The following is a 24676-nucleotide window of genomic DNA, read 5'->3' as shown; positions in this document are numbered from 1 at the left end:
CCCCTCCTCCCCCGCACGCCCCTCCCTCCTCCCACGACCCCCCCCTGCACGACCCCCCCCCCGCACGACCCCGATCACCCTCACGAAGAAGTGGAACGCATGATCATGTCCGAGAACACCCGCATCCGGCGCCGCCTGCTCGTCGGCACCACCCTCCTCGTCACGGCGGCCTTCGCCCTCAGCGGCTGCCGGGCCGGCACCGACGAGTCGTCGGCGGACAAGGCGACCGGCCAGGGCCTCGTCATCGGCTGGAGCCAGCGCGGCATCAGCGGCAGCGACTGGTGGAAGACCCTCGTCGAGGGCGGCCAGGCCGAGGCCGAGAAGCTCGGCGCGACCATCCAGCTCCTCGACGCGAACGGCGACACCGTCCGGCAGAACTCCGACGTCCAGACCCTCGAGACCAAGAACGTCGACGTCGTCGTCATGAACCCGAACGACCCGATCGGCGTCGGGCCGTCCGTCGCCTCGCTGGCGGACGCCGGCATCCCGCTGGTCACCGTCAACTCGAGCCTCGACGCGTCCCTCGTGCCCGACATGTTCTGCTACGTCGCGGAGGACCAGGAGTACACCGGCTCGCTCGCCGGCACCGAGGCCGCGAACCAGGCGCTCGCGCGCTTCGACGGCGGCGCGGTCAAGATCCTCGGCATCGGCGGCTTCCCCGGCGACGTGCTCAGCGACCTCCGCTTCAACGGCTTCAAGGAGGGCTTCGACGCCGTCATGGCGGAGCACCCCGACACGGAGGTGACCTACCTCGACACGAAGTACGGCGAGTGGAAGCCCGACAAGGCACTCGACCCGATCCGCGACGCGGCGACGGCCAACCCCGACCTCAACGTCGTCTACAGCATGAGCGACGTGATGAACGGCGGCGTCGTCCAGGGGCTGCAGCAGGCCGGGCTCTGGGGTCCGGACGTCCTGCTCGCGAGCTACGACGGCGGGATGGTGTCGGTCCAGCAGATGGTCGACGACCCCACCGGGCCGCTGATCGCGACCGCGTCGAACCAGCCGTGGGACCAGGGCGCCGAGGCCGTCCGGATGGCGGTGGCCGCCTACAACGGCGACACCGAGGCCTGCCCCGACAAGACGCTCTACATCGACACGACGGTCGTCACGCCGGAGAACGCCGCGGACTACCTCATCCCCGAGGACACCTACGTCCGCGCCAAGGACGACGAGTGAGCACCGCCGCCGCCGTCGACGAGCGACCGGTCGAGCTGGTCCTGGAGGGCGTCACCAAGTCCTACCCCGGCGTCCAGGCGCTGAAGGGCGTCAGCTTCGCGGTCCGCCGCGGCAGCATCCACGCCCTGGCCGGCCAGAACGGCGCGGGCAAGTCGACCCTCGTGAAGATGCTCTCCGGTGCGGAGGCCCCGGACGCGGGCACGATCACCCTCGGCGGGGTCGTGCAGCGCTTCCGCGACCCGGCCGAGGCGCAGGCCGCCGGCATCCACACCATCTACCAGGAGCTCAGCCTCGTGCCGTCGCTGACCGTGGCCGAGAACATCTTCCTCGGCCAGCTGCCGCTGAAGGCCGGTCGCGTCGACTGGGCGCGGATGAACGCCGAGGCGCGCACCGCCCTCGCCCGGGTCGGCTTCGACCTGGACGTCCGGCTGCCGGTCTCCCGCTTCTCGGTCGCCGAGCAGCAGGCGGTGGAGCTCGCCAAGGCCCTGCGCAAGAACGCGCGGGTCCTGCTGCTCGACGAGCCGACCTCGACCCTGCCGCGCCCGGACGTGCTCAAGCTCTTCACCGTGCTGCGCCGGCTGGCGGAGGAGGGCGTCGCGCTGATCTTCATCTCGCACCGGATGGACGAGGTCTACTCGCTCTGCGACTCCGTCACCGTCCTGCGCGACGGGGTCGCCGCGGCGAGCATGACCACGGCGGGCAGCACGCCGGCCGACGTCGTCACCGCGATGATCGGCAAGAGCCTCGAGGGCTCGATCGCCGACGCCGCGCTGCGCGGCGAGCGCAGTCCGCGGCTGGGCTCCGGCGGTGGCGAGGAGGTCCTCCTCTCCGTCTCCGGGCTGAGCGAGGAGGGCCGCGTCGAGGACGTCTCGTTCGAGCTGCGCCGCGGCGAGGTCCTCGGGATCGCCGGTCTGATCGGCAGTGGGCAGTCCGAGCTGGCGGGGCTGCTCGCCGGCGCCCGGCGCTCGACCTCGGGTCGGATGCGCGTGGCCGGCGAGAAGGTGGCCTTCTCCTCGCCGCGGGACGCGATCCGCCGCGGGATCGGCCTGCTGCCGCAGGACCGGAAGGCCCAGGGCTTCGTGCCCGAGCTCGGCGTCGCCGCGAACATCACCCTCGCGAGCATGCCGATGTTCAGCCGCTTCTCGGTGCTCGACATCCGGCGCGAGCGCCGGGTCGCGCTCGAGATGATCGAGCGGCTCGGGATGAAGGTCTCCGGCGTCGACCAGCCGATGAGGACCCTGAGCGGCGGCACGCAGCAGAAGGGCATCCTCGCCCGCTGGCTGGTCCGATCCTCCACGCTGCTGGTCTGCGACGAGCCGACCCGCGGTGTCGACGTGGGCGCCAAGGAGGACATGTACGAGCTCCTGCGCGCTTTCGCCGACTCCGGCGGCACCGTGATCCTCGCGAGCTCGGAGATCTCCGAGGCGATGATGTGCGACCGCGTCCTCGTCATGGCCGGCGGCCGCGTCGTCGCGGAGTTCGACCACGACGACATCGATCCGAGCGGCACCACGCTCCTCGAGCGCCTCGCCTGACGGGCGATCCGCGACTCTCCCTCCCGCCGGCGCCGCCGGCCCCCACGACCTCAAGGACGAGAACACCATGCCGAAGAACACCCTCGACCGGCCGCCCGCCTCGCGGCGACCGGACACCTCCTCCTTCGCGGCGGTGACGCAGCGGCCGACGTCCGCGGCGGGCGCCCTCGCCCGCCGCGTCCTGCCCAAGAGCTACCTCGTGCTCGTGCTGATCGCGATCATCATCGCGGGCTACTACGTCTCCGCCGACTTCCTCACCCTGCGCAACGCCGAGAACGTGATCGCGGCGGCCTCGATCGTCGCCGTCCTCGCGGTCGGGCAGTTCTTCGTGGTCCTCACGGGCGGCATCGACCTGTCCGTCGGCTCCACGCTGGCTCTCTCGACCGTCGTCGTCGCGCTGACCCTGCAGTCCGGGCTGTCGGCCGAGGCCTCGGCCGCGGTCACCCTGCTGTGCTGCGCCGGAGCGGGTCTGATCAACGGCCTGCTGATCGTCTGGCTGCGCATCCCGCCGTTCATCGCGACCCTCGCGACGATGAGCGCGATCAAGGGCTTCAGCTACATCATCCAGTCGACGAGCCTGATCCAGATCCTGGACGAGCGCTTCATCGACGAGTTCTCCCGCGCCGAGGTGCTCGGGGTCCGCAGCCCCGTGCTGATCTTCGTGGTCGTCGCGATCCTCGCCGGACTCGTCGCCCGCTTCACCACGTTCGGCCGCTCGCTCTACGCGATCGGCGGCAACCCGGAGGCGGCGAGACTGTCGGGCCTGCCCGTCGCCCGCAACCTGATCATCACCTACACGCTGTCGGGACTCCTGGCCGGGCTCGCCGGGCTCATCGCCGCCGCGCAGCTCCGGCAGGGCTCCTCGCTGATCGGAGTCGGCTACGAGCTGGACGCCATCGCGGCGGTGGTCGTGGGCGGCGCCTCCCTGATGGGCGGCAAGGGCGATCCGATCAGCGCCGTGATCGGGGTGTTCGTCCTCGCGACGATCATCAACATCATGAATCTGGTCGGGATCTCGTCCGAGCCCCAGCTGGTGATCAAGGGCGGGGTGATCATCCTCGCGGTCTTCCTCTCCAGCGCCGGCGGAGTCGCCAGGATCGGCGCGTTCGTCGGGAAGCACGCCCCCCGCCGCCGCGCCGCCCGGACGGCCTGACCCGCGTGGCCAGGGGCGCGGCGGGGCCGGGAGGCGCCCGCGGGGCGCGGATGGTCGACGTCGCGCGCCTGGCCGGGGTCTCGCAGCAGACGGTGTCCCGCGTCGTCAACGGCTCGGACAACGTGGCCGCCGATGTCCGCGAGCGGGTGGAGCGGGCGATCGCCCAGCTGCGCTACCGCCCGAATCCGGCCGCGCGGGCCCTCGCCAACCGGCGGTCGATGAACATCGGCATCGTCAGCTTCGGCCTGGCGCAGTACGGTCCGTCCGTCGCCCTCACCGGCATCGCGGACGAGGCCCGCCGCTCCGGCTACGCCACCAACCTGGTCACGCTCGGAGCGGTCGACCGCTCGAGCATGCGCTCCGCACTCGATCACCTCGTCGCCGATCTCGTCGACGGGATCGTGGTCCTCGCGCCGCTGACCTCGGCGGTGCACGCCGTCCAGGGCTTCGACGCGGCGGTGCCGCTGGTCGCCTTCGAGCCGGGCGGCGTCCCCTCCGGCTCGACCGTCGTGACGGACGAGGAGGCGGGGGCGCGGCTGGCGACCGAGCACCTGCTGGGGCTCGGCCACCGCACGGTGCACCACCTCGCCGGACCCGCCGGCTGGCTGGCCACCGAGGCGCGGATCCGCGGCTGGACCTCGGCGCTCGGCACGGCCGGCCGGGTGCTGCGTCCCGCCCTCGCCGGCGACTGGTCCACCTGCTCCGGCTACCGCGCCGGCGCCGAGCTGGCGGCCGACCCCGACCTCACGGCGGTCTACGCCGCGAACGACCAGATGGCGCTCGGCCTGCTCGCCGCGTTCGCCGACGCGGGCCTCCGGGTCCCCGCCGACGTCAGCGTCGTCGGCTTCGACGACATCCCCGAGGCGCGCTACTTCCGCCCCGGCCTCAGCACCGTCCGCTTCGACTTCGAGGCGGTCGGCCGCCTCGCCGTCGACCGCATCCTCGCCCTGATGGGCGCCGACGACGTCCAGCACGTCACCATCCCCGCCGTGGGCGCCGACCTCGTGCCGCGCGCCAGCACCGCGGCGCCCCGCTCCAGCCATCGACCACCCGCCTGACCAGGCCTCTCGAGAGAAGGAACCACCATGACCATCGACAGCACCGGAGCCGCCGTGCGCGCGTTCGGCCGCACCGACCTCGCCGTCTCGAGCGTCTGCGTCGGCACCAGCGCGCTCGGCAGCTTCCCCGCCCAGTACGGCTACGAGGTGAGCACCGACGTCGCCGTCGCGACGATCCGCCGCGTCTTCGAGGGGCCCTTCACCTTCATCGACACCTCGAACGAGTACGGCGGCGGCGACAGCGAGCGCCGCATCGGCTCCGCGATCCGCGAGAACGGCGGAGTCCCCGACGGCGTCGTCGTCGCGACGAAGGTCGACCCGCTGCCGGGCTCGAGCGACTTCTCGGGCGACCGCGTGCGCCGCTCCGTGGAGGAGAGCCGGGAGCGCCTCGGCCTCGACGTCCTGCCGCTCGTCTACCTGCACGACCCCGAGAAGATCACCTTCGAGGAGGGGACCGCTCCCGGCGGCCCGCTCGAGGCGCTGCTCCGGCTGCGCGACGAGGGCGTCATCCGCTACCTCGGCGTCGCCGGCGGACCGATCGATCTCGAGCTGCAGTACCTCGCCACCGGCGCCTTCGACGCCGTGATCAGCCACAACCGCTACACCCTCGTCGAGCAGACCGCGGTGCCGCTGATCGAGGACGCGCACGAGCGCGGCGTCGCGTTCGTCAACGCCGCGCCCTTCGGCGGCGGCATGCTCGTGAAGGGCCCGCGCGCCGTCCCGCGCTACTGCTACGCGCCCGTCGGCGATCGCACCCTCGCGCGCGTGCTCGAGATGGAGCGGCTCTGCGCCGACTTCGGCGTGCCGCTCGCGGCCGCCGCGCTGCAGTTCTCCACCCGCGACCCGCGCGTCGCCTCCACCATCGTCGGGATGTCCGAGCCCGACCGGATCCAGCAGACCCTCGACCTCGCCGAGACCCCGATCCCGCAGGAGCTCTGGGACGCCCTGCTCCCGCTCGCCGCGGTTGGCCGCGACGGCCTCGAGAAGTGATCCCGCGGTCCCCGGCCCGCGCGGTCCTCGACACGAAAGGAACACCCGCATGACCAGCATCAAGAACCCCGAGCCCGTGGACGTCGTCATCGTCGGCGCCGGAGCGGGCGGCGCGACCGCCGCGAAGGTCCTCACCGAGGCCGGGCTGCGCGTCGTCGGCCTCGAGCGCGGCCCCTGGCTGAAGCCCGAGCACGCCTCCGGAGACGAGCTGAAGTACCTCAACCGCAACTTCATCTGGCAGGACCCGAAGCTCAAGCCCCGCACGTACCGCCAGAACGAGAGCGAGGAGGCGGTCGTCACCAACTTCTCCGCCACCCCGCAGGTCGTCGGCGGCGGCACCACGCACTGGGGCGGCATGGTCCCGCGCATGACCGAGTCCGACTTCAAGCTCCGCTCGCTGCACGGCGACGTCGAGGGCGCGAGCCTGGTCGACTGGCCGATCAGCTACGACGAGCTCGAGCCGTACTACACCCGGGTGGAGTGGGAGTTCGGCACCTCCGGCCTCGCCGGCGCGAACCGCTGGGAGGGCCGGCGCTCGAAGGGCTACCCCACCAAGCCCTCGCCGCTCAGCCAGATCGGCCGCACCTTCGCCACGGCGATGGACCGGCTCGGCCACTCGACCTTCCCGATGCCGCAGGGCATGGTGACCGAGCCCTACCGCGGCCGGCAGCCGTTCAGCGAGAACGGGTTCTGGCAGCAGTACCCGGACCCGGGCACCGGCAAGTCGTCCACGCTGATCAACTTCATCCCGGACGCCGTCGCGACCGGCCTCTACGATCTGCGTCCCGACTGCTACGTCAGCGAGATCCTGGTCGGCCCGGACGGCAAGGCGACCGGCGTGCGCTACCAGGACGAGGACGGCAACGAGTTCGTGCAGAAGGCGAAGGCCGTGATCGTCGCCGGCGGCGGGATCGAGACGCCGCGTCTGCTGCTGATGTCGAAGTCCGCGCTGTTCCCCGACGGGCTCGCGAACGGCAGCGGTCAGGTGGGGAGGAACGCCACCTTCCACCAGTACTCGTTCTCCGTCGGGCTCTTCGACCGGGAGGTGAGCGACCCGCTCTACGGCTGGGCCGGCCACTACATGAGCCTGTGCTCGTTCGACTTCTACGAGACCGACGCCAGCCGCGGCCACATCCTCGGCTCGCTGATCTTCCCCTCGATGATCGGCCACCCGGTCAACTGGAGCTTCCCCGGCCGCCCGAGCTGGGGCCAGGCCGCCAAGGACGCGGACCGGGAGCTGTTCAACCACTCGATGAAGATCGGGATCCTCCTGCACGACCTCCCGCGCGAGAGCAACCGGGTCGACCTCGACCCGACGGTGAAGGACGCCTGGGGCCTCCCGGTCGCCCGGATCACCCATACCCCGCACCCGAACGACTTCGCGCAGGAGAAGTGGCAGGTCGCGAAGAACGGCGAGATCCTCGAGGCGGCCGGTGCCGCGAAGGTCGTGCCCGTGAACATGGAGCGCATCACCGGCAACACCTCGCACGAGCTCGGCACGGTGCGGATGGGGAACGACCCCGCCACCTCCGTCGTCGACCGCTGGTGCCGCTCGCACGAGGTGCCGAACCTCTACGTCTTCGACGCGAGCTTCTTCCCGACGGCGACCGGCATCAACCCGGCGCTGACGATCATGGCGAACGCCTGGCGCTGCAGCGACCGCATCATCGCGGTCGACTCCCGCGGCTGGTCGTCGGACGACTGAGCCCGCGCGCGGCACCGCGCACCACATCATCACGAACCGGCAAGAGAGGACATCATCATGGGACAGGCAGAGTGGGTGACCGTTCCCGTCTCGACGCGAGACGTCGACGGGCCGCTGTTCTTCGACCAGCACGAGTGGGACACCATCGAGGCCGCGACGGCCCGGATCATCCCGACCGACCACCATCCGGGCGCGCGAGAGGCGAAGGTCGTGCGGTTCATCGACCGCATGCTCTCGGGCACGCGGTTCGTCTTCCCCGCGGCGGACGGCATCGGCTGGCTCCGGATGGAGGGGCTCGAGGAGCAGGCCTGGCAGGAGCGGATCGACAGCCGCCGCACCTTCTACCGCGAGGGCGTCGTCGAGCTCGACCGCCTGGCCGCCGAGGCGCACGGGCGGCCGTTCGTCGAGCTGGACGACGAGCAGCAGGACGCGGTGCTCGTCGCGCTCTCGCGGGAGGAGAAGCCGGCGCGCTTCCTCTTCGCGGAGTCCGACGGCCAGGGCAGCGGAGGAGCGCCGGCCGGCAACCAGCCGGTCAACGAGGACTTCCTCGAGTTCTTCCCGCTGCTCGTGCTGAACACCCGGCAGGGCTTCTACGGCGACCCGGTCTACGGAGGGAACGAGAACCGGGTGGGCTGGGGCGTCATCGGCTTCGACGGCCCGCCGACCCTGAAGTCGACGATGGACGGCAGCTACACCACCACGCAGTACATGGTGCCCGAGGCCGAGTGGCCCTACGAGCGCCACCCCGCGGTGCTGCGCTACCGCCGGCCCTAGGACGGGCGGGGCGCGAGACCGGGCGGCGGTCCGGCGCAGGTCATAATCGGGTATGCCCTCGACCGGATCGCCGCCCCCTCCCGCCGGCCGGGCCACGGCGTGAGCCGGGTCTCCTCGCGGGCGCACGGCCCGCGGATGGTCGACGTCGCCGCGCTCGCCGGGGTCTCCCAGCAGACCGTCTCGCGGGTGATCAACGGCGCGCCGAACGTGTCGCCCGAGATCCGCGAGCGGACCGAGAAGGCGATCGCGCAGCTGCGCTACCGTCGCAACACCGCCGCGGCCGCCCTCGCGAGCAACCGGACGATGAACATCGGCGTCGTCAGCTACTCGCTCTCGGTGCACGGCCCGTCCGTCGCGCTCTACGGCATCTCGGAGCAGGCGAGGCGGAACGGCTACTCCACGCGGCTGATCACGCTCGGCGACGTCGGCCGCTCGAGCATCCGCCACGCCCTCGACGAGCTGACCGCCGACGAGGTCGACGGCATCATCGTCCTGGTCCCGCTGGGGAGCGCGGTCGAGACGCTCCGGGGGCTCGACTCCCGCGTCCCCATCGTCACGTTCGAGCAGGGCTCCGCCCCCGGCGCGTCCAGCGTCTCGATCGACGAGGTGCACGGCGCGCAGCTCGCCGTCCGGCACCTGCTCGAGCTCGGGCACGAGACCGTCGCCCACGTCGGCGGACCGGAGGGCTGGATGGCCTCCGAGGCCCGGGAGCGCGGCTGGTCGACCGAGCTCGCGCTCGCCCGTCGCGTGGCGCGCCCCGTGCTCCGGACGACGGACTGGAGCGTCGCCGAGGGCTACCGGGCCGGCGTCGAGCTCGCCGCCGATCCCGACGTCACCGCGGTCTTCGCCGCCAACGATCCCTTCGCGCTCGGCGTGATCAAGGCGTTCGACGACCACGGGATCCGCGTTCCCGCGGACCGCAGCGTGGTCGGCTTCGACGACGTCCCCGAGGCGGGCTACTACCGGCCCAGCCTCTCGACGGTGCACCTCGACTTCGCCGAGGTCGGCCAGCTCGCCGTCGACCGGGTGTTCGCGCTGATGCGCGGCGAGGCGGTCGAGCCGCTGCCCCTGATCGCGCCCACTCTCGTCGCGCGGGGGAGCAGCGCCGCGCCGCGCTGAGCGTCGCTGCTCCGGTTCTCCGGTTCTCCGGCAGGCGGCTCAGACGCCGTGGATCTCGACCGGCAGTCCGTCCGGGTCGCGGAGGAAGAACATCGCCCGCCCGGTGTGCGGGTCCGTGCGCAGGGGCTCGCACGCGACCCCGCGTCGGACGAAGTCGGACCGCACCGCCGCCGGGTCCGCCGCGGCGAGGGCGAGGTGCCGCAGCCCCAGCGCCTCCGGATCGGACACCCGCTCGGGCGACGACGGGAAGGTGAACAGCTCGAGCAGGTACTCGCCGTTCAGGCTCAGGTTCGCCATCCACGATCCGCGCTCCTCGCGCAGCACCTCCGAGTCGAGGCGGAAGCCGAGCACGTCGAGGTAGAACCGCTTGGCGCGCTCGTAGTCGCTCACGATGATCGCGACGTGGTGCAGCCCGAGCAGCGCGCTCATCGGGGATCCGTTCCGGTCACGGTGCCCCAGCGTAGCGACGCGTCCTTCCGCCGCAGGTCCTTCCGCCGCAGGTCCTTCCAGCGCAGGTCCTTCCAGCGCAGCGCCGGCCGCTCGACCAGCCACCACGAGGCCACCGCGAGCAGGAGCGTCACCGCCACGACGAGCGCCAGGTCCGCCGCCATCGGCAGCCGCCCCAGCACCTCGAGCACGAGCTGCTGCACCGGATAGCTCCACAGGTACAGCCCGTAGGAGAAGTCGCCGAACCGCGCCGCCCGCCGCAGCACCGGCAGCGATCCGGTGCCCACGACGATCACGAGCACCGGCAGCGCGATCCAGAGCACCACCTGCTGCAGCGGAGTCCCGGCCGCGAGGAGCAGCACCGCGAGCGCCACGACGCCGGCCGGCCAGCGCAGCCACGCGGCCGGCACCAGCAGCCGCACCGCCGCGGCCGCCGCGAAGAACGCGCACAGCTCCGCGGAGGACCCGAGCGCTCCGCCCAGCCCCGTCACCACCGCGAGCCCCACGAGCGCCACCACCGCGAGCACCCCGCGAGCCCGCCCCGGCACCCACCGCAGCGCCAGCACCCCGAGGTAGCAGCAGAACTCCACCCCGAGCGTCCAGAGCGAGCCGTTCACCGCCGGCCGCGCGTGCACCGCCGAGTCGAAGACGCCCGGCAGCTCGTACTGCGCCAGCAGCGGCACGTTGAGCGCATAGGCCCAGGTCTGCGGCGAGGAGAAGTACGCCCCGGCCGGCAGCGACGTCACCAGCGGCCCGAGCACGAGCATGCTCAGCGCGACCACGACGATCAGCGCCGGGAAGATGCGCAGCACCCGGTGCCAGAGGAACCGCCCCGCGCTCGGCGCGCGCTCCATGCTCCCCGCGATCAGGAACCCGCTGACGCAGAAGAACACCGAGACGCCGAGCGAGTGCACGGGCAGCCCGAGCAGCCGCGGCGCCGGCTCGCCGAGCAGCACGGCGCCGTGCCCGACGACGACCATCAGTGCGGCGACCAGCCGCAGGGCGTCGAAGTCGTTGCCGCGCGCAGTCACGCCCTCACCGTAGAGGGCGCGAGCGACACCGCGAGCCTCAGTCGAAGCGCATCCCCTCCGGCCGCGGCGGCAGCACGAACAGGATCAGCAGGAACACCGCGCCCGCGATGGGGATGAACAGCGCGAAGATCCACATCCCGCTGCGGTTCACGTCGTGCAGCCGTCGCCAGACCAGCGCGAGCGAGGGCACCAGCGTGCCGAGCGCGATCGCCCCGGCCAGCACGGCGACCCACGGCGTAGCGAAGTCCAGCTCGCCGGAGCGGAACGGCGTGAACGACAGCTGCAGTCCCGGCTCCGAGCCGTCGATCAGCTGCAGCGCGAGGTTCAGCAGGGTCCCCGCGAGGATGATCCACCAGTACTCCGCGCGGCTCGCCCTGCCGCGGAAGCGCGCGTACTGCGAGAAGAAGCGCCGGATCGCGGCGAGCGGAGGAGCACCGTAGTACGGCTGCCCGGGGACGGGGATCGTGCTCTGACTCATGCGCTTCACGCTATCCCGCACTCGTCGGGCAGGTCGTCGTCCGCGGGGAGGAGACGCCTCGCCCTAGCGGACCGCCGCGGCCTGCTCGCGCCGCACCGCCGCCGACGAGCGCGCCTCCACGATCAGGCTCACCACGAGCCCGACCGCGATCATCACGATCGCCACCCACGGCAGCAGGTCGAGTCCGCTCAGGTCGATGGTCAGCCCGCCGACGATCGCGCCGCCGCCGATGCCGATGTTGAACGCGGTCGTCTGCAGCGCCGCGGCGAGGCTGCGCAGCTGGAACGAGGAGGTGCGCAGCATCCGCGTCTGCAGCATCGCCGGGATGCCGCCGAACGCGATGTTCCAGACGATCGCCGCGACGACGATCGCGACCGTGGCCTGCGACCCGGCGGCCAGCCCGAGCGCGACCAGCGCGAGCACCACGGCGATCGCCGCGACCACGAAGCCGGAGCGCGGGAAGCGGTCGGTCGCGAAGCCGGCGAGCACGAGGCCCACCGCGCCCGCGCCGCCGAACGCGAAGAGGAGGAGCGGGACGCTGTCGGGGGAGAACGACGCGTTCTCGAGCCACGGCGTGACGTAGGTCGAGAGCGTGTTCTGGCCGATCAGCACCAGCAGGATGACGACGCAGACGCCGATGATGCGCGGCAGGCTGCGGTCCTTGCGGGCGGGCAGCCGGATCTCGCCGGTGCGCAGCGGGATGCTGTGGTCGACCGCGGGCAGGAACTTCACGACGAGCAGCGCCAGCAGCAGCACGATCGCGCCGAGGATCGCGAACGTCGGACGCCAGCCGAACGCGTGGCCGAGCGCGGTGCCCACCGGCACGCCGAGGACGAAGGCCGCCGAGCCGCCGCCGGCCGTGATCGCGGTCGCCCGGCCGAGGTGCTCCGGAGCGACGAGGTGCGCCGAGTAGGCGGCGACGATCGCCCAGAACAGCCCGTGCGCGAGCCCGCCGAGGATGCGCGCGCCGACCAGCAGCGCGAACGTCGGCGCGAGCGCGGCCAGCACGTTCGCGACCGCGATCGTGCACAGCGCGACGAGGAGCAGGCTCTTCCGCGAGAACCGCTGCGTCACGAGCGTCAGCGGGGTCGTCGCGATGACGACGGTCGCCGCGAAGATCGTCACCAGCTGCCCGGTCAGCGGGATGCTCACGCCGAGGTCCCGTGACATGTCCGGGATGAGGCCGGTCGGCAGGAACTCGCTGGTCACCGAGACGAAGACGGCGCCGGCGAGCGTGAGCAGGCCGATCCAGGGGAAGGCGGCGGGGGAGGTCGTGCGGGTGCTGGAGCTGGTACGCGGAGGGGTGTTCACGGTGTCCTGAGGGAGGAGGGGCGGGCGGCGACCATCAAGCCTCGCACGCCCGCGCCTCCCTCAGGTGTCCGGGGGATTACTTCGCGACGGTGCTCACTTCACGGCGCCTTACTTCACGACGGTCTTGGCCGCGCTGATCTTGCTCAGCGTCGTGTAGCCCGCCTTCGTGCCGGTGACCGTCACCGTGATCGCCTTGCCCGCGTCCGCCGACACCGTCTTGTAGGTCGCCGACGTCGCGCCCGAGATCGCGGTGCCGCCGCGCTTCCACTGGTAGCTCAGCGTGACGGGCGCCGGCGACCAGGTGCCCGGCACCGCGGTGAGGGTCTGGCCGACCTTCGCCGTCCCGGTGATCGTCGGGGTCGCGCCGGTCAGGACGCCGCCGGTGACGAGCGCGGTGGTGGCGCTGGTCTTGGTGGCGGGGGAGTAGCCGGTCTTCGTGGAGGTGACGGAGACGGTGATCGTGGCGCCGGCGTCGGAGGCCTTGAGCACGTAGGTCTTCGCGGTGGCGCCGGAGATGTAGGTGCCGTTGTTCTTCTTCCACTGGTAGCTCAGCGTCGTGCCCGCGTCCCAGGTGCCGGGGTTCGCGGTGAGGGTCGAGCCGACCTTCGTCGTGCCGGTGATCGTCGGCGTCGGCATGAGCGTCTGCAGCGCTGCCTTCGCGGTGACCGCAGCGCTGGTCTTCGTGACCGCGGTGTAGCCGGACTTCGTGCCGGTGACCGCGACGGTGATCGCCGCGCCGGCGTCGGCCGCGACGAGCGTGTAAGTCGTCGCGGTGGCGCCGCTGATCGCGGTGCCGTTGCGCTGCCACTGGTAGGCGAGCGTGACGGGCGAGGGCGTCCAGGTGCCGGGAACGGCGGTGAGCTTCTGCCCGACGGTCGCGGTGCCGGTGATGGTCGGCGTGGCTCCCGTGATGACCGCGCCGTTGGTGACGGCCGCGGTCGTCGCGCTGGTCTTGGTCGCGGGCGAGTAGCCGGTCTTGGTGCCGGTGACGCTCACGGTCAGCGTCGCGCCGGCATCGGAGGCCTTGAGGACGTAGGTCTTCGCGGTCGCGCCGGAGATGTAGGTGCCGCCGTTCTTCTTCCACTGGTAGCTCAGCGTCACGCCGGAGTCCCAGGTGCCCGGATTCGCGGTGAGCGTCGACCCGACGGTCGTGCTGCCGGTGATCGTCGGCGTCGGCATGAGCGTCTGCAGCGGCAGCCCGACCTGGGTGGCCGAGCTGGTGCGGGTCGCGGTCGTGTACCCGTACTTCGTGCCGGTGACGCTGACGGTGAGCGCGGTGCCCGAGTCGGCGGAGGCGACGACGTAGCTGCTGCCCGTGGCGCCGGCGATCGCGGTCCCGTTGCGCTTCCACTGGTACGCCAGCTCGACGGGCGCGGGACCCCAGTTGCCCGGGTTGGCCGTGAGCGTCCCGCCGATCGCGGCGGACCCGGTCACGGTCGGCACCGAGTTCGTGAGCGAGCCCGCGGTGACGGTGACAGCGGCGCTGGTGCGCGAGGCCGTCGCGTAGCCGGCCTTGGTGCCGGTGACCTGCACGGTGATCGCGTTGCCGAGATCCCACTGCGAGACGACGTACTGAGGACCGGTCGCGTCGCTGATCGGGTCGCCGTTGCTCAGCCACTGGTAGCTCAGCGCCACCGGCGAGGGGCCCCAGGTGCCGGGAACCGCGGTCAGCGTGTCTCCGGCGGTCGCCGAGCCGCTGATGGTGGGCGTCGCGGGGGTGAGGGTGCCGACGTTGGAGACCTTCAGGACGAAGTCGCCCTCGTCGAAGCTGAAGTTGCCGACCTGGAGGAAGTACGTCTTACCCGCCGTGACAGCGAACTCGACGTTGGCGCGGTCGAAGGAGTAGTCGTAGCCCTGTGGCTCAGCAGACTGCTCTCCGCAGTCGAGCATGCTGCCCGGTGTGACGCCGTCCGAGTCGTAGCTGGCGATGTTCATCGGCGCGAAGCTGTCACCGACGTCGGCGCGCACGGTCCCGGTGGATGTTGCGCGGTACTTGTACCAGACCGAACCCATGAAGGGATTCCAGTCGCAGCCCGCGTACGGCTCGTACCAGTTGCTGTCGATCTTCGTGGTCGAGCCCGCGATCGTGGTGGGCAGCGTCGAGATGGCGGACGCCGACGAGTACGTCGTATTGGGGATCGCTGCACTCGCGGAGAGAGAGAACTGCGCAGTTCCGGCTGGGACGTCGGATGAGAGGTAATCGGAGGTGACCTGGAAGTAATAGGTTCGCCCGGCCTCTGCTTGGAGGAAGTTCACGTCTCGGAAGCCGAGTTCTGCGCAACTGATCCGGGTGGCATCCGTGGTCGGACCCTCGGGGAATGCGCTGACGATCTGGGTGTACCCCGGCGAGGATCCGCTGAAGGTCAGTGTCTGCCGCTTGGTCGACGTGTACTTGAACCAGATCGAGCCGTCTCCGTGCTCGAAGTAGTCGGTGTAGTCGGGGTCGGTCGTCCGGCAGGTCGAGTCCTCGCCCTCCGACAGGGTCGCCCCTACATAGGGAAGGCCATACGCGGAGTACGGCAGGCTCGTGACGACAGTCGCGTTCTCGCGGAGGTCGTTCGCCGGAGGAGTCGCGGCGACCAGCGCGCGCGGCTCGGCGGCCTGCGGCGCGGCCTGGCGAGCGGCCGATTTGTCCGTGTGCCACTGGCCGGAGGTCTCGGAGACCGGCGCAGCCGAGGGTGCGGCTTCCGCCGCCACGGCCGCCGGTGCGACCAGCAGCCCGAAGCCGACCGCGAGGGCGGTGGCGAGGGCGAGGGCCCGCGCGCGGGCGGGACGGTGTTCGGGCATGACGACTCCAGGGCGAGCGGCGAGCGGGTGGCAGTGCGGTGCCTGCGGGACCCGAGCGCGGCTGCACCACGTTCGTCGAGAAGGCTCCTCAGTGTGATGAGATTCACAGGGAGCGGGTACCACCCGTTCGGGGCGGCCTGGAGAGAACTACTCAGCCGGGCGCACAGCGCGGCCGAGAGCCGGCCGCTACTGCAGCGGGTACGCGCGCCCGTTCACCAGCAGGGTGTCGCCGGCGGCGCTGTCCGGCCCGAGGTGGTCCTCGAGCGACGCGGTGGCCGTGTCGGCGGCGGCGCCCTGGGCGGCCACTCCGGTCGAGAGCAGCAGGCCGCAGGCCAGCGCGGTGATCACGGTGGTGCGGTTGCTCGGCATGCGGTTCATCGGCGTCGTCCTTGGCGTCGTGGGGGGTCGCCGCCCCCGGGGTGTGGGGGCGGTTTCAGAACGCTCCGAGCCTACGGCTCCGACCCGATGCGCCGCCTGGCACCTTTCTGGGGTTCCCCTGTGCGCCTTGTGGTTCGGCAGAGCGGAGGCCCCAGTCACGGACGCGCGGAGATCGCGTCCGACGCTCGGCTCGTGCTGAGGATCTGGTCTCGGAGGTCGGGCGAGAGCGAGCGGGCGACGAAGACGAGCGAGCGGCGGATGTTCTCGGGACGGCGGTCGAACACGGACTCGTTGTGAGCGAGACGGTTCCTGACATCTCGTAGGTCGGTGAGGGCGGCATGGATCTTCACGCGATCGGTGCCGGGCCGGTACGCCCGATTCAGTGCCGGCACCCACAGCGTCTTCTCGTGGAGCCCGTCCGAGAGGTAGGTCCAGAAGCCGAACATCAGTTCCGCGATGACCTTGCCGCGGGGCGTCCGCCCGCCGGCCGTGTACCTCGCGTACCTGCGGGCGGTCTTGATCGCGGCGCGCGGGGTCGCGTTCTTGTCCTGAGGCACACCGTGAGAGTCGAGAGAACGATGAACGGGCAGCAGTTGCTCGAACGACGCCTGTTCGATCCAGTCGCCGCCGCGAATTCCAGGGTGGGCGAGCAGTGCCCGGTCGTACGCGTTCCGCAGACCGACCTCGAGGTGACCGAGGTCGTGGAGCAACTCCGCCGACAGGCGTGCGTTCCACTCGTAGAAGGCGAGAGCGCGAGAGTGGTCGCCCCCTGCGGCTCGAACGTATTTAGCCAAGCGCTCGACGGTGAGCCAGTCGACGATCCATGATTCAGCACTGCTCGGCATGCTCCGCCCTCCCGGCGTACAATCGACCCATCGAGAGCCTTTGATGACCGATGCCGCTCAGGCGGCATGTCCCTCTGGCCACGACACGGGAACCCCGGTATCAGGCTACTGACCCGGGGTTTTCCTCTGCCCGCCCTGGCGCCCCGCGCTGCCGCGCGCACGCCCGCCGTAGGCTGGCCGGATGACGTCCCGGGTGCGCCTCCTGCTGGCCTCGTCGCACCCCGGGCCGACCGTCACCGTCACCGTGCTGGCGACCGTGCTCGCCGCGGCGTCCGGGCACGCACCAGGGATCGTCGTCCTCGTGGCGCTCGCCGTCTTCGCCGGGCAGCTCTCGATCGGGCTGGCGAACGACTGGATCGACGCCGACCGCGACCGCGCCGTCGGCCGCACCGACAAGCCCGTCGCGCTCGGCCGGATCGGCGTCGGCGAGGTCCGCGCCGCCGCACTCGGCACCGCCGCGGTCGCCGTCGTGATCTCGCTCCTGCTCGGGCCGGTCGCCGCAGTCGCGCACCTCGTCCTCGTCGCCGCGGGCTGGGCCTACGACGCCGGGCTCAAGCGCACCGCGTTCTCCGTCGTCCCGTTCCTCGTCGCCTTCGGGCTGCTCCCCGTCGTCTCCGTCGCAGCGGGTGGCGGGCAGCTGCCGGCCTGGTGGGCGGTCGTCACGGGCGCGGTCTTCGGCGTCGCGATCCACTGCACCAACGTGCTCCCCGACCTCGTCGACGACGAGGCGACCGGCGTCCGCGGCTTCCCGCACCGCCTCGGGCTGCGCCTCTCCGGCGTCGTCGCGTTCGGCTCGCTGATGCTCGGCGCGGTGCTCGTGCTGCTCGGCCAGGTCGCCGGCGACGATCCGGTCGGCGGCCCGGGAATCGTCCTCGCCGTGGTCGCGACCGTGGCGGTCCTCGTCCTCGCGGCCGCCGGCATCCGCCTGGTGCTCACCGGCCCGCCGACCCGCACGCTGTTCCGCCTGGTGATCGCCTCCTCGCTCGTCCTCGTCGTCGAGCTCGGCCTGGCGGGCGCGCGACTGGTCGCCTGAGCCGGCCCCACCAGCAGCCCTACGACCACCGCATCGAGTACACCCGCGCCAGCAGGTCCGAGGTCGGCAGCGCCAGCAGCGCCCGCAGCAGGCCCTCGCGCCCGAGCAGCCCCGCGCCGCCGGTCGGCCGCCCCGCCGCCATGTTCAGCTCGGCCTGCCGCGCTGCGCGCCGCGCCACCCGCATTCGCCGCCGGGCGAACGCGGGGAACGGCCCCGCCGAGCCGCTGCGCACGGCGTCTGCGAGCAGCGGCGCGAGCTCGGCCGCGTCGAGCCAGCCCAGGTTCATCCCCTGCCCGCCGATCGGACTGATCTCATGCGCGGCGTCGCCGATCAGCACCACCCGCCCGACGCCGATCCGCTCGGCCGCCCGCCGGCGCACCTGGAAGCCGCTGAGCATCGTGCAGGTCGCCGGGTCCGGCTCGGCGCCGGTCCGCGCCCGCACCACGGTGCTGAGCGCCAGGGCGGAGGCCGGATCGGGCGCCGCGTCCGGCCGCCACGCGGGCGCCACCAGGTCGTCCCCCGCGAGCGCCACGTAGCGCCGCCGCCCGCCCGGCAGCGGGAACGACTCCACCACGCCGTCCGGCCCGACGTCGACGAGCGCCGACGACGCCCGCGCGGCCGGCTCCGGGTCGGCGAAGTCGCCCATCACGTAGGAGTCGGGGTAGTCGCGGCCCGTGCTGCGGATCCCGAGCAGCTCGCGCACTGCGCTGCGCGCCCCGTCCGCGCCGACGACGAAGGCGGCGCGCACCGTCACCGGAGCGCCGTGCTCGTCCGCCCCGGTCGCGTCGACGTGGTCGCGCCCGCGAGCGAGCCCGGTCAGCGAGACACCCGAGCGCAGCGCGCCGGGCGCCGCAGCCTCCAGCCGCTCCCGCAGGATCGACTCGGTCCGGTGCTGATCGAGGGTGACGACGTACGGATGCGTGCGCGAGGCCCGCGCGAACGACAGCGCCCCGAGCACCCGGCGCCGGCTCACCGCGACGCCCTCCGCGACCCGGACGCCCTCGGCGAGGATCCGCTCGGTGGCACCGACCTCGGCCATCGCGTCGAGCGAGGGCGGATGGATGCCGATCGCCCGCGACCCGGCGGGCACCGCGGTCCGCCGCTCCCAGACCTGCACATCGACCCCGCGCCGGGCGAGCAGCGCGCCCAGCAGCACGCCGACCGGTCCGCCGCCGACGACCAGCACGTCGGTCCGCTGCAGGCTCATCCCCCCATGCAAGCAGACGCGCGGGAGCGACAGGCCGGGGGAGAACGTCACGGCCCCGAAACAGCCCCGGCATCTGCGCTCCCTAGCCTGGCCACGGTCTCCGCGGTCGGCGCGGAGCACGACGCCGCTGAACGGGGCACACATGAGTGGGAACACGGTCCGCCGCGACGCGATCAAGGACGTCGAAGCCTACGTCCCGCCCGCGGTCGTCTTCGATCAGACCGAGGCGCCGGGAGAGATCTTCGGCTCGAACGTCTTCAGCACGATCGTGATGCGGCAGCGCCTGCCGAAGTCGGTCTTCAAGTCGGTCATGGCCACCATCGAGCACGGCGCCGTGCTCGACCCGCTGGTCGCCGACGCCGTCGCCTCGGCGATGAAGGACTGGGCCCTCGAGAAGGGCGCCACCCACTACGCGCACGTCTTCTACCCGCTGACCGGGCTCACCGCCGAGAAGCACGACAGCTTCTTCGAGCCGGTCGGCGACGGCTCCGCTCTGGCCGAGTTCGCCGGCAAGACCCTGGTCCAGGGCGAGCCCGACGCGTCGAGCTTCCCCAACGGCGGGCTCCGCAACACCTTCGAGGCCCGCGGCTACACCGGCTGGGACGTCACCAGCCCGGCCTACGTGCTCGAGAACCCGAACGGCAACACCCTCTGCATCCCGACCGTCTTCGTCTCGATGACCGGCGAGGCCCTCGACCACAAGACGCCGCTGCTGCGCTCGCAGCAGGCGATGGGCGAGCACGCCGTCCGCATCCTGAAGCTCTTCGGGCACGTCGCGCCGAAGCCCGTCGTCTCGTTCTGCGGACCGGAGCAGGAGTACTTCCTGATCGACCGGCACTTCTTCCTCGCCCGCCCCGACCTGCTGAACGCCGGCCGCACCCTCTTCGGCACCAAGCCGCCCAAGGGCCAGGAGTTCGACGACCACTACTTCGGCGCCATCCCGGAGCGCGTGCTCGGCTTCATGATGGACACCGAGCGCGAGCTGTTCAAGCTCGGCATCCCCGCGAAGACCCGGCACAACGAGGTCGCGCCCGGGCAGTTCGAGATCGCCCCGATGTTCGAGCGCGGCAACATCGCGGCCGACCACCAGCAGCTCCTGATGACCACGTTCAAGTCGGTCGCGAAGAAGCACGGGATGGAGTGCCTCTTCCACGAGAAGCCCTTCCTCGGGGTCAACGGCTCGGGCAAGCACGTCAACTTCTCGCTCGGCAACAGCGAGCTCGGCTCGCTCCTCGTCCCCGGCGACACCCCGCACGAGAACGCGCAGTTCCTGGTGTTCTGCGCCGCGGTCATCCGCGCGGTGCACCGCTACGGCGGGCTGCTGCGCGCCTCCGTCGCCTCCGCCTCGAACGACCACCGCCTCGGCGCCAACGAGGCCCCGCCCGCGATCATCTCGATCTTCCTCGGCGACCAGCTCGCCGACGTCTTCGAGCAGCTCGCGAAGGGCCCGGCGACCTCGTCGAAGGGGCGCGGCGCGATGCAGATCGGCGTCGACACCCTGCCGATCCTCCCGACCGACCCGGGCGACCGGAACCGGACCAGCCCGTTCGCCTTCACCGGCAACCGCTTCGAGTTCCGCGCGCCGGGCTCGATGCAGTCCGTCGCCGGCCCGATGGTGACGATCGCCACGATCATGGCGGAGTCGCTCGACTTCGCCGCGACCGAGCTGGAGACCGCGGTCGCCGCCGGCACCGACTTCGACACCGCCGTTCAGGACCTCCTGACCGCGATCATCACCGAGCACGGCGCGGTCGTCTTCAACGGCGACGGCTACGCGGACGCCTGGCCGATCGAGGCCGAGAAGCGCGGGCTCGCCAACCTGCGCACGACGCTCGACGCCCTGCCCGAGCTGATCACCGACTCCGCCCTCGAGCTCTTCGAGAAGTACAGGGTCTTCAACCACCGCGAGATGCACAGCCGCTACGAGATCGGCCTCGAGCAGTACGCACTGTCGGTCGGCGTCGAGGCGCGGCTCACGCTCGAGATGGGCACGACCTCGATCCTGCCGGCCGCCGTGCGGCACCAGACCGAGGTCGCGCTGAACGTCGGCGCGCTGAAGTCCGCGGGAGTGGAGCCGGATCTCGCGCCGCTGCACGAGGTGAGCGCGCCGATCGCCGACCTGCGCACGGCGCTCGCCACGCTGAAGGACGCGCTCGCCGCGGAGCCGGGCCACACGGCCCTCGCCGAGGCGGAGCACGCCCGCGCCGCGCTGATCCCGGCGATGGCGGCGGTCCGCGAGGCGGCCGACACCATCGAGAGCCTCATCGCCGACGACCTGTGGCCACTGCCGACCTATCAGGAGATGCTCTTCATCCTGTAGCCGGGCAGGCCTGATCGCCTCGCCCTGCTCGCCGCCTCAGCGCGCGCGGAGCAGGGCGAGGAACTCGTCCGCCATCGCCAGCTGGTCCTGCAGCTTCGCGCGGCGGAGCGACGCCTCCTCCTCGAAGGCGGCCAGCCGCGCGCGGATCGCGGCGGTCTCCTCCGGGGTCTCCGCCTGCTCCAGGCTGTCGACGACGCGCAGCAGCTCGGTCATCGCGTCGAGCGTGTAGCCGAGCGGCTTCATCCGGCGGATGAGCAGCAGGCGGTCGAAGTCGCGCTCGGTGTAGAGGCGGAACCCGCCCTCGGTGCGGCCGCTCGGCCGGAGCAGCCCGACCTCGTCGTAGTGCCGGATCGTCCGCAGCGACAGCGACGACCGGTCGGCGAGCTCGCCGATGCGCATGGTCGCCTCGACCTCCTCGGCCGTCAGCTCGGTCGTGCGGTCGTCCGCCATCGTCTCTCCGTTCCGGTCAACCCTCACGTTGCGGTAGGTTTGCTGTCGAGGGTCCCGCACCATTCTCCCCGTGCGCGGGTCCGGCTCGCGCGACGCCGCGCTCCTCCCCTTCCGACCGCCGCTCCCACCGAGCCCGTCCGCCCCTGGAGACCGTCGTGTCCGTCCCCACCAGCCCGACCAGCCTGCCCGGGCCCCGCCCCGCCGTCGCGAATCGCGCGATCACCGTCCTCGACGCCCTCCGCTCGCCGCGCCAGCTCTCCCGCGAGGTGCTCGCCGGCATGGTGACGACGCTCGCGCTGGTGCCCGAGGTGATCTCCTTCTCGGTCGTCGCGGGAGTGGACCCGATGGTGAGCCTCGTCGCCTCGATCGTCCTCGCGCTGACCATGTCGATCCTCGGCGGGCGCCCCGGCGTGATCACCGCGGCTGCCGGCTCCGTCGCGCTGGTCATCGCGCCGCTCGTCTCGGAGCACGGCGTCGAGTACGTGCTGCCGACGGTGATCCTCGCCGCGGTCATCCAGATCGTCTTCGGCTTCGCGGGCCTCGCCCGGTTGATGCGATTCATCCCGCGCTCCGTGATGATCGGCTTCGTCAACGCGCTCGGGATCCTGATCTTCCTGGCGCAGGTGCCGCATGTCATCGACGTCCCGTGGATCGCCTACGCGCTCTTCGCCGCGACCCTGCTGATCATCTTCGTGCTGCCCCGCTTCACCACCGCGGTGCCGGCCCCGCTCGTCGCGATCGTCGTCGTGACGGCCGTCGTCATCCTCGCGAACCTGGCCGTCCCGGACGTCGCGGACGAGGGACCGCTGACCGGGCAGCTGCCCGGCATCACCCCGTTCCTGGTGCCGCTGGACCTCGCGACCCTGCAGCTGATCCTGCCGACCGCGCTCAGCGTCGCCTTCGTCGGCCTGATGGAGACGCTGCTCACCGCCAAGCTCGTCGACGAGATGACCGGCACCCCCTCGCACAAGGGCCGCGAGTCCTGGGCGCTCGGCGTCTCGAACCTGCTCGCCGGCTTCTACGGCGGCATCGCCGGCTGCGCGATGATCGGCCAGACCGTGCTCAACGTGAAGACCGGCGGCGCGCGCACCCGGATCTCGACGATCGTCGCCGGCGTCTTCCTGCTCGCGCTGGTCACCGGCCTCAGCTCGGTGATGGGCCGCATCCCGATGGTGGCGCTCGCCGCGGTGATGATGATCGTCGCGATCAGCACCGTCGACTGGCACAGCCTCCGCCCCTCGACCCTGCGCCGGATGCCCGTGCCCGAGACGCTCGTGATGGTCGTCACCGTGGTCGTCGTCGTCGCGACCGACAACCTCGCGCTGGGCGTGCTGGTCGGCGTGATCCTGGCGATGATCCTCTTCGCCCGCCGCGTCGCCCACGTCATCGCGGTCGAGCGCGCGGTCGCCGCCGACGGCGCGTCCGTCCGCTACACCGTGACCGGCCCGCTCTTCTTCGGCAGCAGCAACGACCTCGTCGACCGCTTCGCCTACTCCGACGACCCGGCCGCCGTCGTCATCGACCTCGGCCGCGCCCAGATCTGGGACGCCTCCACCGTGGCCGCCCTCGACTCCATCGAGACGAAGTACCGCGACCACGGCGCCACCGTCACCATCGAGGGCCTCGACGAGCGCAGCACCGGCTTCCACCGCCGCCTGACAGGCCGCCTCGGCAGCTGAGCAGCGTCCATGCTGATCGAGTAGCCCGTGGAGCGGGCCTCTCATGCTGATCGAGTAGCCCGCGGAGCGGGCGTATCGAGATCCACCACCGTCAGAACGCGAGTCTGCAGCCCCGCCCTGCTGATGACGTCGGGTCTCGATACGCCCCTGCGGGGCTACTCGACCAGCATGAAAAGGGGCGCGGCGCGTCCTCTCCCTCGTCCGGCACGGTCCGGGTTGCGCGCGGGGGACCGAGTGGAGGAGCCTCGGAGGCCCCCGGAGTACGCTCGCGCGCATCCCTTCCGACGCTCAGCAAGGAGTACGACCATGACCGACGACGCTCAGGGCTTCACCCTCACCCGGCTGTTCGACGCGACGCCCCAGGAGATCTGGAGCGCGTGGACCGACCCCGACGAGCTCGCCCAGTGGTGGCACCCCCGCGGGCTGACCACTCCGCGCGACACCGTCGAGGTCGACCTGAAGGTCGGCGGCCGCTATGCCTACACGATGGTCTCGACCGCGAGCGGGGAGACCTACCCGACCGGCGGCGTCTACCGCGAGATCACGGCTCCCGAGAAGCTCGTCTTCACCTGGGGCGAGCCCGGCGACGCGGACGCGCCCGTCGTGACCGTGTCGATCCGCTCGGCCGGCGAGCTGACCCGGCTGACCTTCGAGCTGGCCGGCGTCGACGGCGAGCAGGGCGACGACTCGTTCTACGACGGCTGGGACCAGGCGATCGACGCGCTGGCCGACCACCTCGATCCCGCCGCCTCCGTCGCCGGCTGAGACCTTCGCCTCCCTGCTCGGAAGCGTCAACCCCTGGAGCGGACGCCGCTGCGCGGGGTTGTCTGGTGGGCCCGCTCGACTCCGAGACGCGGGAGAGACGGAGGCCGCCCTTGAGCGCGCACACCAGCAGGAGCGGCGACCGCATCGCCGCGATCGAGACCTACGCCGACGACGCCGGCTGGCACAACCGCATCGCGGGCGCCGCCGTCCCGCTCACCCGCCACGACTCCCGCGAGGAGGCCGAGCGCCTCGGCGCCGAGATGGCGCGGCAGCGCGGCGGCGGCCACCGGGTCCTCGCCTAGCGGCGCTGCCCCGCCCCCGCCGCCGCTGCCCAGGGCCTGCCCAGGGCGCGGTGACAGGCTGGCGGCAGCCGATGACGGCGAACCGGACGAGGGAGCAGTACCCGGCAGCACGACAAGACTGACTCGAAGG

Annotated in this window: 22 protein-coding genes and 1 riboswitch; of the genes, 13 read left to right on the top strand and 9 right to left on the bottom strand. The window is 71.9% G+C overall.

Translation table 11 applies throughout. From position 1 onward, the window contains the following. The first annotated feature begins 99 nt into the window (after positions 1–99). From MT351_RS02475 to MT351_RS02440, 8 genes are all read left to right on the top strand, one after another. Complete coding sequence (locus MT351_RS02475) at positions 100–1179, top strand: substrate-binding domain-containing protein (protein ID WP_243581125.1); 1080 nt, start codon at positions 100–102, stop codon at positions 1177–1179. Next, positions 1176–2714, top strand: a complete 1539-nt coding sequence (locus MT351_RS02470) for a sugar ABC transporter ATP-binding protein (RefSeq protein ID WP_123734623.1) — start codon at positions 1176–1178, stop codon at positions 2712–2714. The genes MT351_RS02475 and MT351_RS02470 overlap by 4 nt, the downstream gene beginning before the upstream one ends. A gap of 67 nt (positions 2715–2781) precedes the next feature. Next, positions 2782–3867, top strand: coding sequence for an ABC transporter permease (locus tag MT351_RS02465; protein WP_132435242.1), 1086 nt, complete (start codon positions 2782–2784; stop codon positions 3865–3867). A gap of 50 nt (positions 3868–3917) precedes the next feature. Further along, complete coding sequence (locus tag MT351_RS02460; RefSeq protein ID WP_123734625.1) at positions 3918–4925, top strand: LacI family DNA-binding transcriptional regulator; 1008 nt, start codon at positions 3918–3920, stop codon at positions 4923–4925. 27 nt (positions 4926–4952) lie between these two features. Beyond that, positions 4953–5915: an aldo/keto reductase gene (locus MT351_RS02455; protein WP_123734626.1), complete on the top strand. Its 963-nt coding sequence runs from the start codon at positions 4953–4955 to the stop codon at positions 5913–5915. Between the two features lie 49 nt (positions 5916–5964). Beyond that, positions 5965–7620 (top strand): GMC family oxidoreductase, encoded by a 1656-nt coding sequence (locus tag MT351_RS02450; RefSeq protein ID WP_243581124.1) that lies wholly within the window; start codon positions 5965–5967, stop codon positions 7618–7620. A 57-nt stretch (positions 7621–7677) separates the two neighbouring features. Beyond that, the gene (locus MT351_RS02445; protein WP_132435240.1) at positions 7678–8394 is read left to right on the top strand and encodes a gluconate 2-dehydrogenase subunit 3 family protein; all 717 of its coding nucleotides are present in this window, start codon (positions 7678–7680) and stop codon (positions 8392–8394) included. A gap of 99 nt (positions 8395–8493) precedes the next feature. Beyond that, complete coding sequence (locus MT351_RS02440; protein ID WP_308197366.1) at positions 8494–9513, top strand: LacI family DNA-binding transcriptional regulator; 1020 nt, start codon at positions 8494–8496, stop codon at positions 9511–9513. A 39-nt stretch (positions 9514–9552) separates the two neighbouring features. Here MT351_RS02440 and MT351_RS02435 read toward each other — a convergent pair whose 3' ends face one another. The 7 genes from MT351_RS02435 to MT351_RS02405 all read right to left on the bottom strand — a co-directional run bounded on the left by MT351_RS02435 (position 9553) and on the right by MT351_RS02405 (position 16502). Further along, positions 9553–9942, bottom strand: a complete 390-nt coding sequence (locus MT351_RS02435; protein ID WP_123734629.1) for a VOC family protein — start codon at positions 9940–9942, stop codon at positions 9553–9555. Then, positions 9939–10991, bottom strand: a complete 1053-nt coding sequence (locus MT351_RS02430; protein WP_243581123.1) for an acyltransferase — start codon at positions 10989–10991, stop codon at positions 9939–9941. Before MT351_RS02430 ends, MT351_RS02435 begins: the two co-directional genes overlap by 4 nt. A 37-nt stretch (positions 10992–11028) precedes the next feature. Further along, complete coding sequence (locus tag MT351_RS02425) at positions 11029–11469, bottom strand: DUF805 domain-containing protein (RefSeq protein ID WP_243581122.1); 441 nt, start codon at positions 11467–11469, stop codon at positions 11029–11031. Between the two features lie 63 nt (positions 11470–11532). After that, complete coding sequence (locus MT351_RS02420) at positions 11533–12780, bottom strand: MFS transporter (protein WP_159423707.1); 1248 nt, start codon at positions 12778–12780, stop codon at positions 11533–11535. A gap of 108 nt (positions 12781–12888) precedes the next feature. Then, entirely contained in the window at positions 12889–15567 is a 2679-nt protein-coding gene (locus MT351_RS02415; RefSeq protein WP_243581121.1) for a hypothetical protein, read from the bottom strand. A gap of 186 nt (positions 15568–15753) precedes the next feature. Further along, the gene (locus tag MT351_RS02410) at positions 15754–15945 is read right to left on the bottom strand and encodes a hypothetical protein (protein ID WP_123705763.1); all 192 of its coding nucleotides are present in this window, start codon (positions 15943–15945) and stop codon (positions 15754–15756) included. A 155-nt stretch (positions 15946–16100) separates the two neighbouring features. Continuing rightward, positions 16101–16502, bottom strand: a complete 402-nt coding sequence (locus MT351_RS02405) for a hypothetical protein (RefSeq protein ID WP_221181068.1) — start codon at positions 16500–16502, stop codon at positions 16101–16103. A gap of 469 nt (positions 16503–16971) precedes the next feature. On the opposite strand from MT351_RS02405, the gene MT351_RS02400 reads away from it, so the two are divergent. Then, positions 16972–17823 carry a UbiA family prenyltransferase gene (locus MT351_RS02400; protein WP_123734638.1) on the top strand — a complete coding sequence of 284 codons (852 nt, stop codon included), beginning with the start codon at positions 16972–16974 and terminating at the stop codon, positions 17821–17823. Positions 17824–17842: 19 nt separating this feature from the next. On the opposite strand, the gene MT351_RS02395 is transcribed toward MT351_RS02400, so the two are convergent. Then, a complete protein-coding gene (locus tag MT351_RS02395) occupies positions 17843–19030 on the bottom strand; it encodes an NAD(P)/FAD-dependent oxidoreductase (protein ID WP_243581120.1) in 1188 nt (395 codons plus the stop codon). 142 nt (positions 19031–19172) lie between these two features. Here MT351_RS02395 and MT351_RS02390 point away from each other — a divergent pair, with 142 nt between their 5' ends. Next, positions 19173–21350, top strand: a complete 2178-nt coding sequence (locus MT351_RS02390; RefSeq protein ID WP_123734639.1) for a glutamine synthetase III — start codon at positions 19173–19175, stop codon at positions 21348–21350. A 36-nt stretch (positions 21351–21386) separates the two neighbouring features. Here the strand turns inward: MT351_RS02390 and MT351_RS02385 are convergent, their stop codons facing one another. Then, on the bottom strand, positions 21387–21800 hold the full coding sequence (locus MT351_RS02385; RefSeq protein WP_123734640.1) for a MerR family transcriptional regulator: 414 nt from the start codon (positions 21798–21800) through the stop codon (positions 21387–21389). Between the two features lie 182 nt (positions 21801–21982). Between MT351_RS02385 and MT351_RS02380 the strand changes: the two genes are divergently transcribed. From MT351_RS02380 to MT351_RS02370, 3 genes are all read left to right on the top strand, one after another. Beyond that, complete coding sequence (locus MT351_RS02380; RefSeq protein ID WP_243581139.1) at positions 21983–23479, top strand: SulP family inorganic anion transporter; 1497 nt, start codon at positions 21983–21985, stop codon at positions 23477–23479. Between the two features lie 306 nt (positions 23480–23785). Further along, positions 23786–24244, top strand: coding sequence for an SRPBCC domain-containing protein (locus tag MT351_RS02375; protein ID WP_123734641.1), 459 nt, complete (start codon positions 23786–23788; stop codon positions 24242–24244). A 110-nt stretch (positions 24245–24354) separates the two neighbouring features. Further along, entirely contained in the window at positions 24355–24546 is a 192-nt protein-coding gene (locus tag MT351_RS02370) for a DUF2188 domain-containing protein (RefSeq protein WP_123734642.1), read from the top strand. A 61-nt stretch (positions 24547–24607) separates the two neighbouring features. Next, positions 24608–24674: riboswitch (guanidine-III (ykkC-III) riboswitch) on the top strand. Positions 24675–24676 lie beyond the last annotated feature (2 nt).

It is taken from the genome of Rathayibacter sp. VKM Ac-2926 (assembly GCF_022815565.1).
GTDB lineage: Bacteria > Actinomycetota > Actinomycetes > Actinomycetales > Microbacteriaceae > Rathayibacter > Rathayibacter festucae.
The sequence above is the reverse complement of the archived record's forward strand: the minus strand, read 5'-3'. Positions and strand labels throughout refer to the sequence as shown.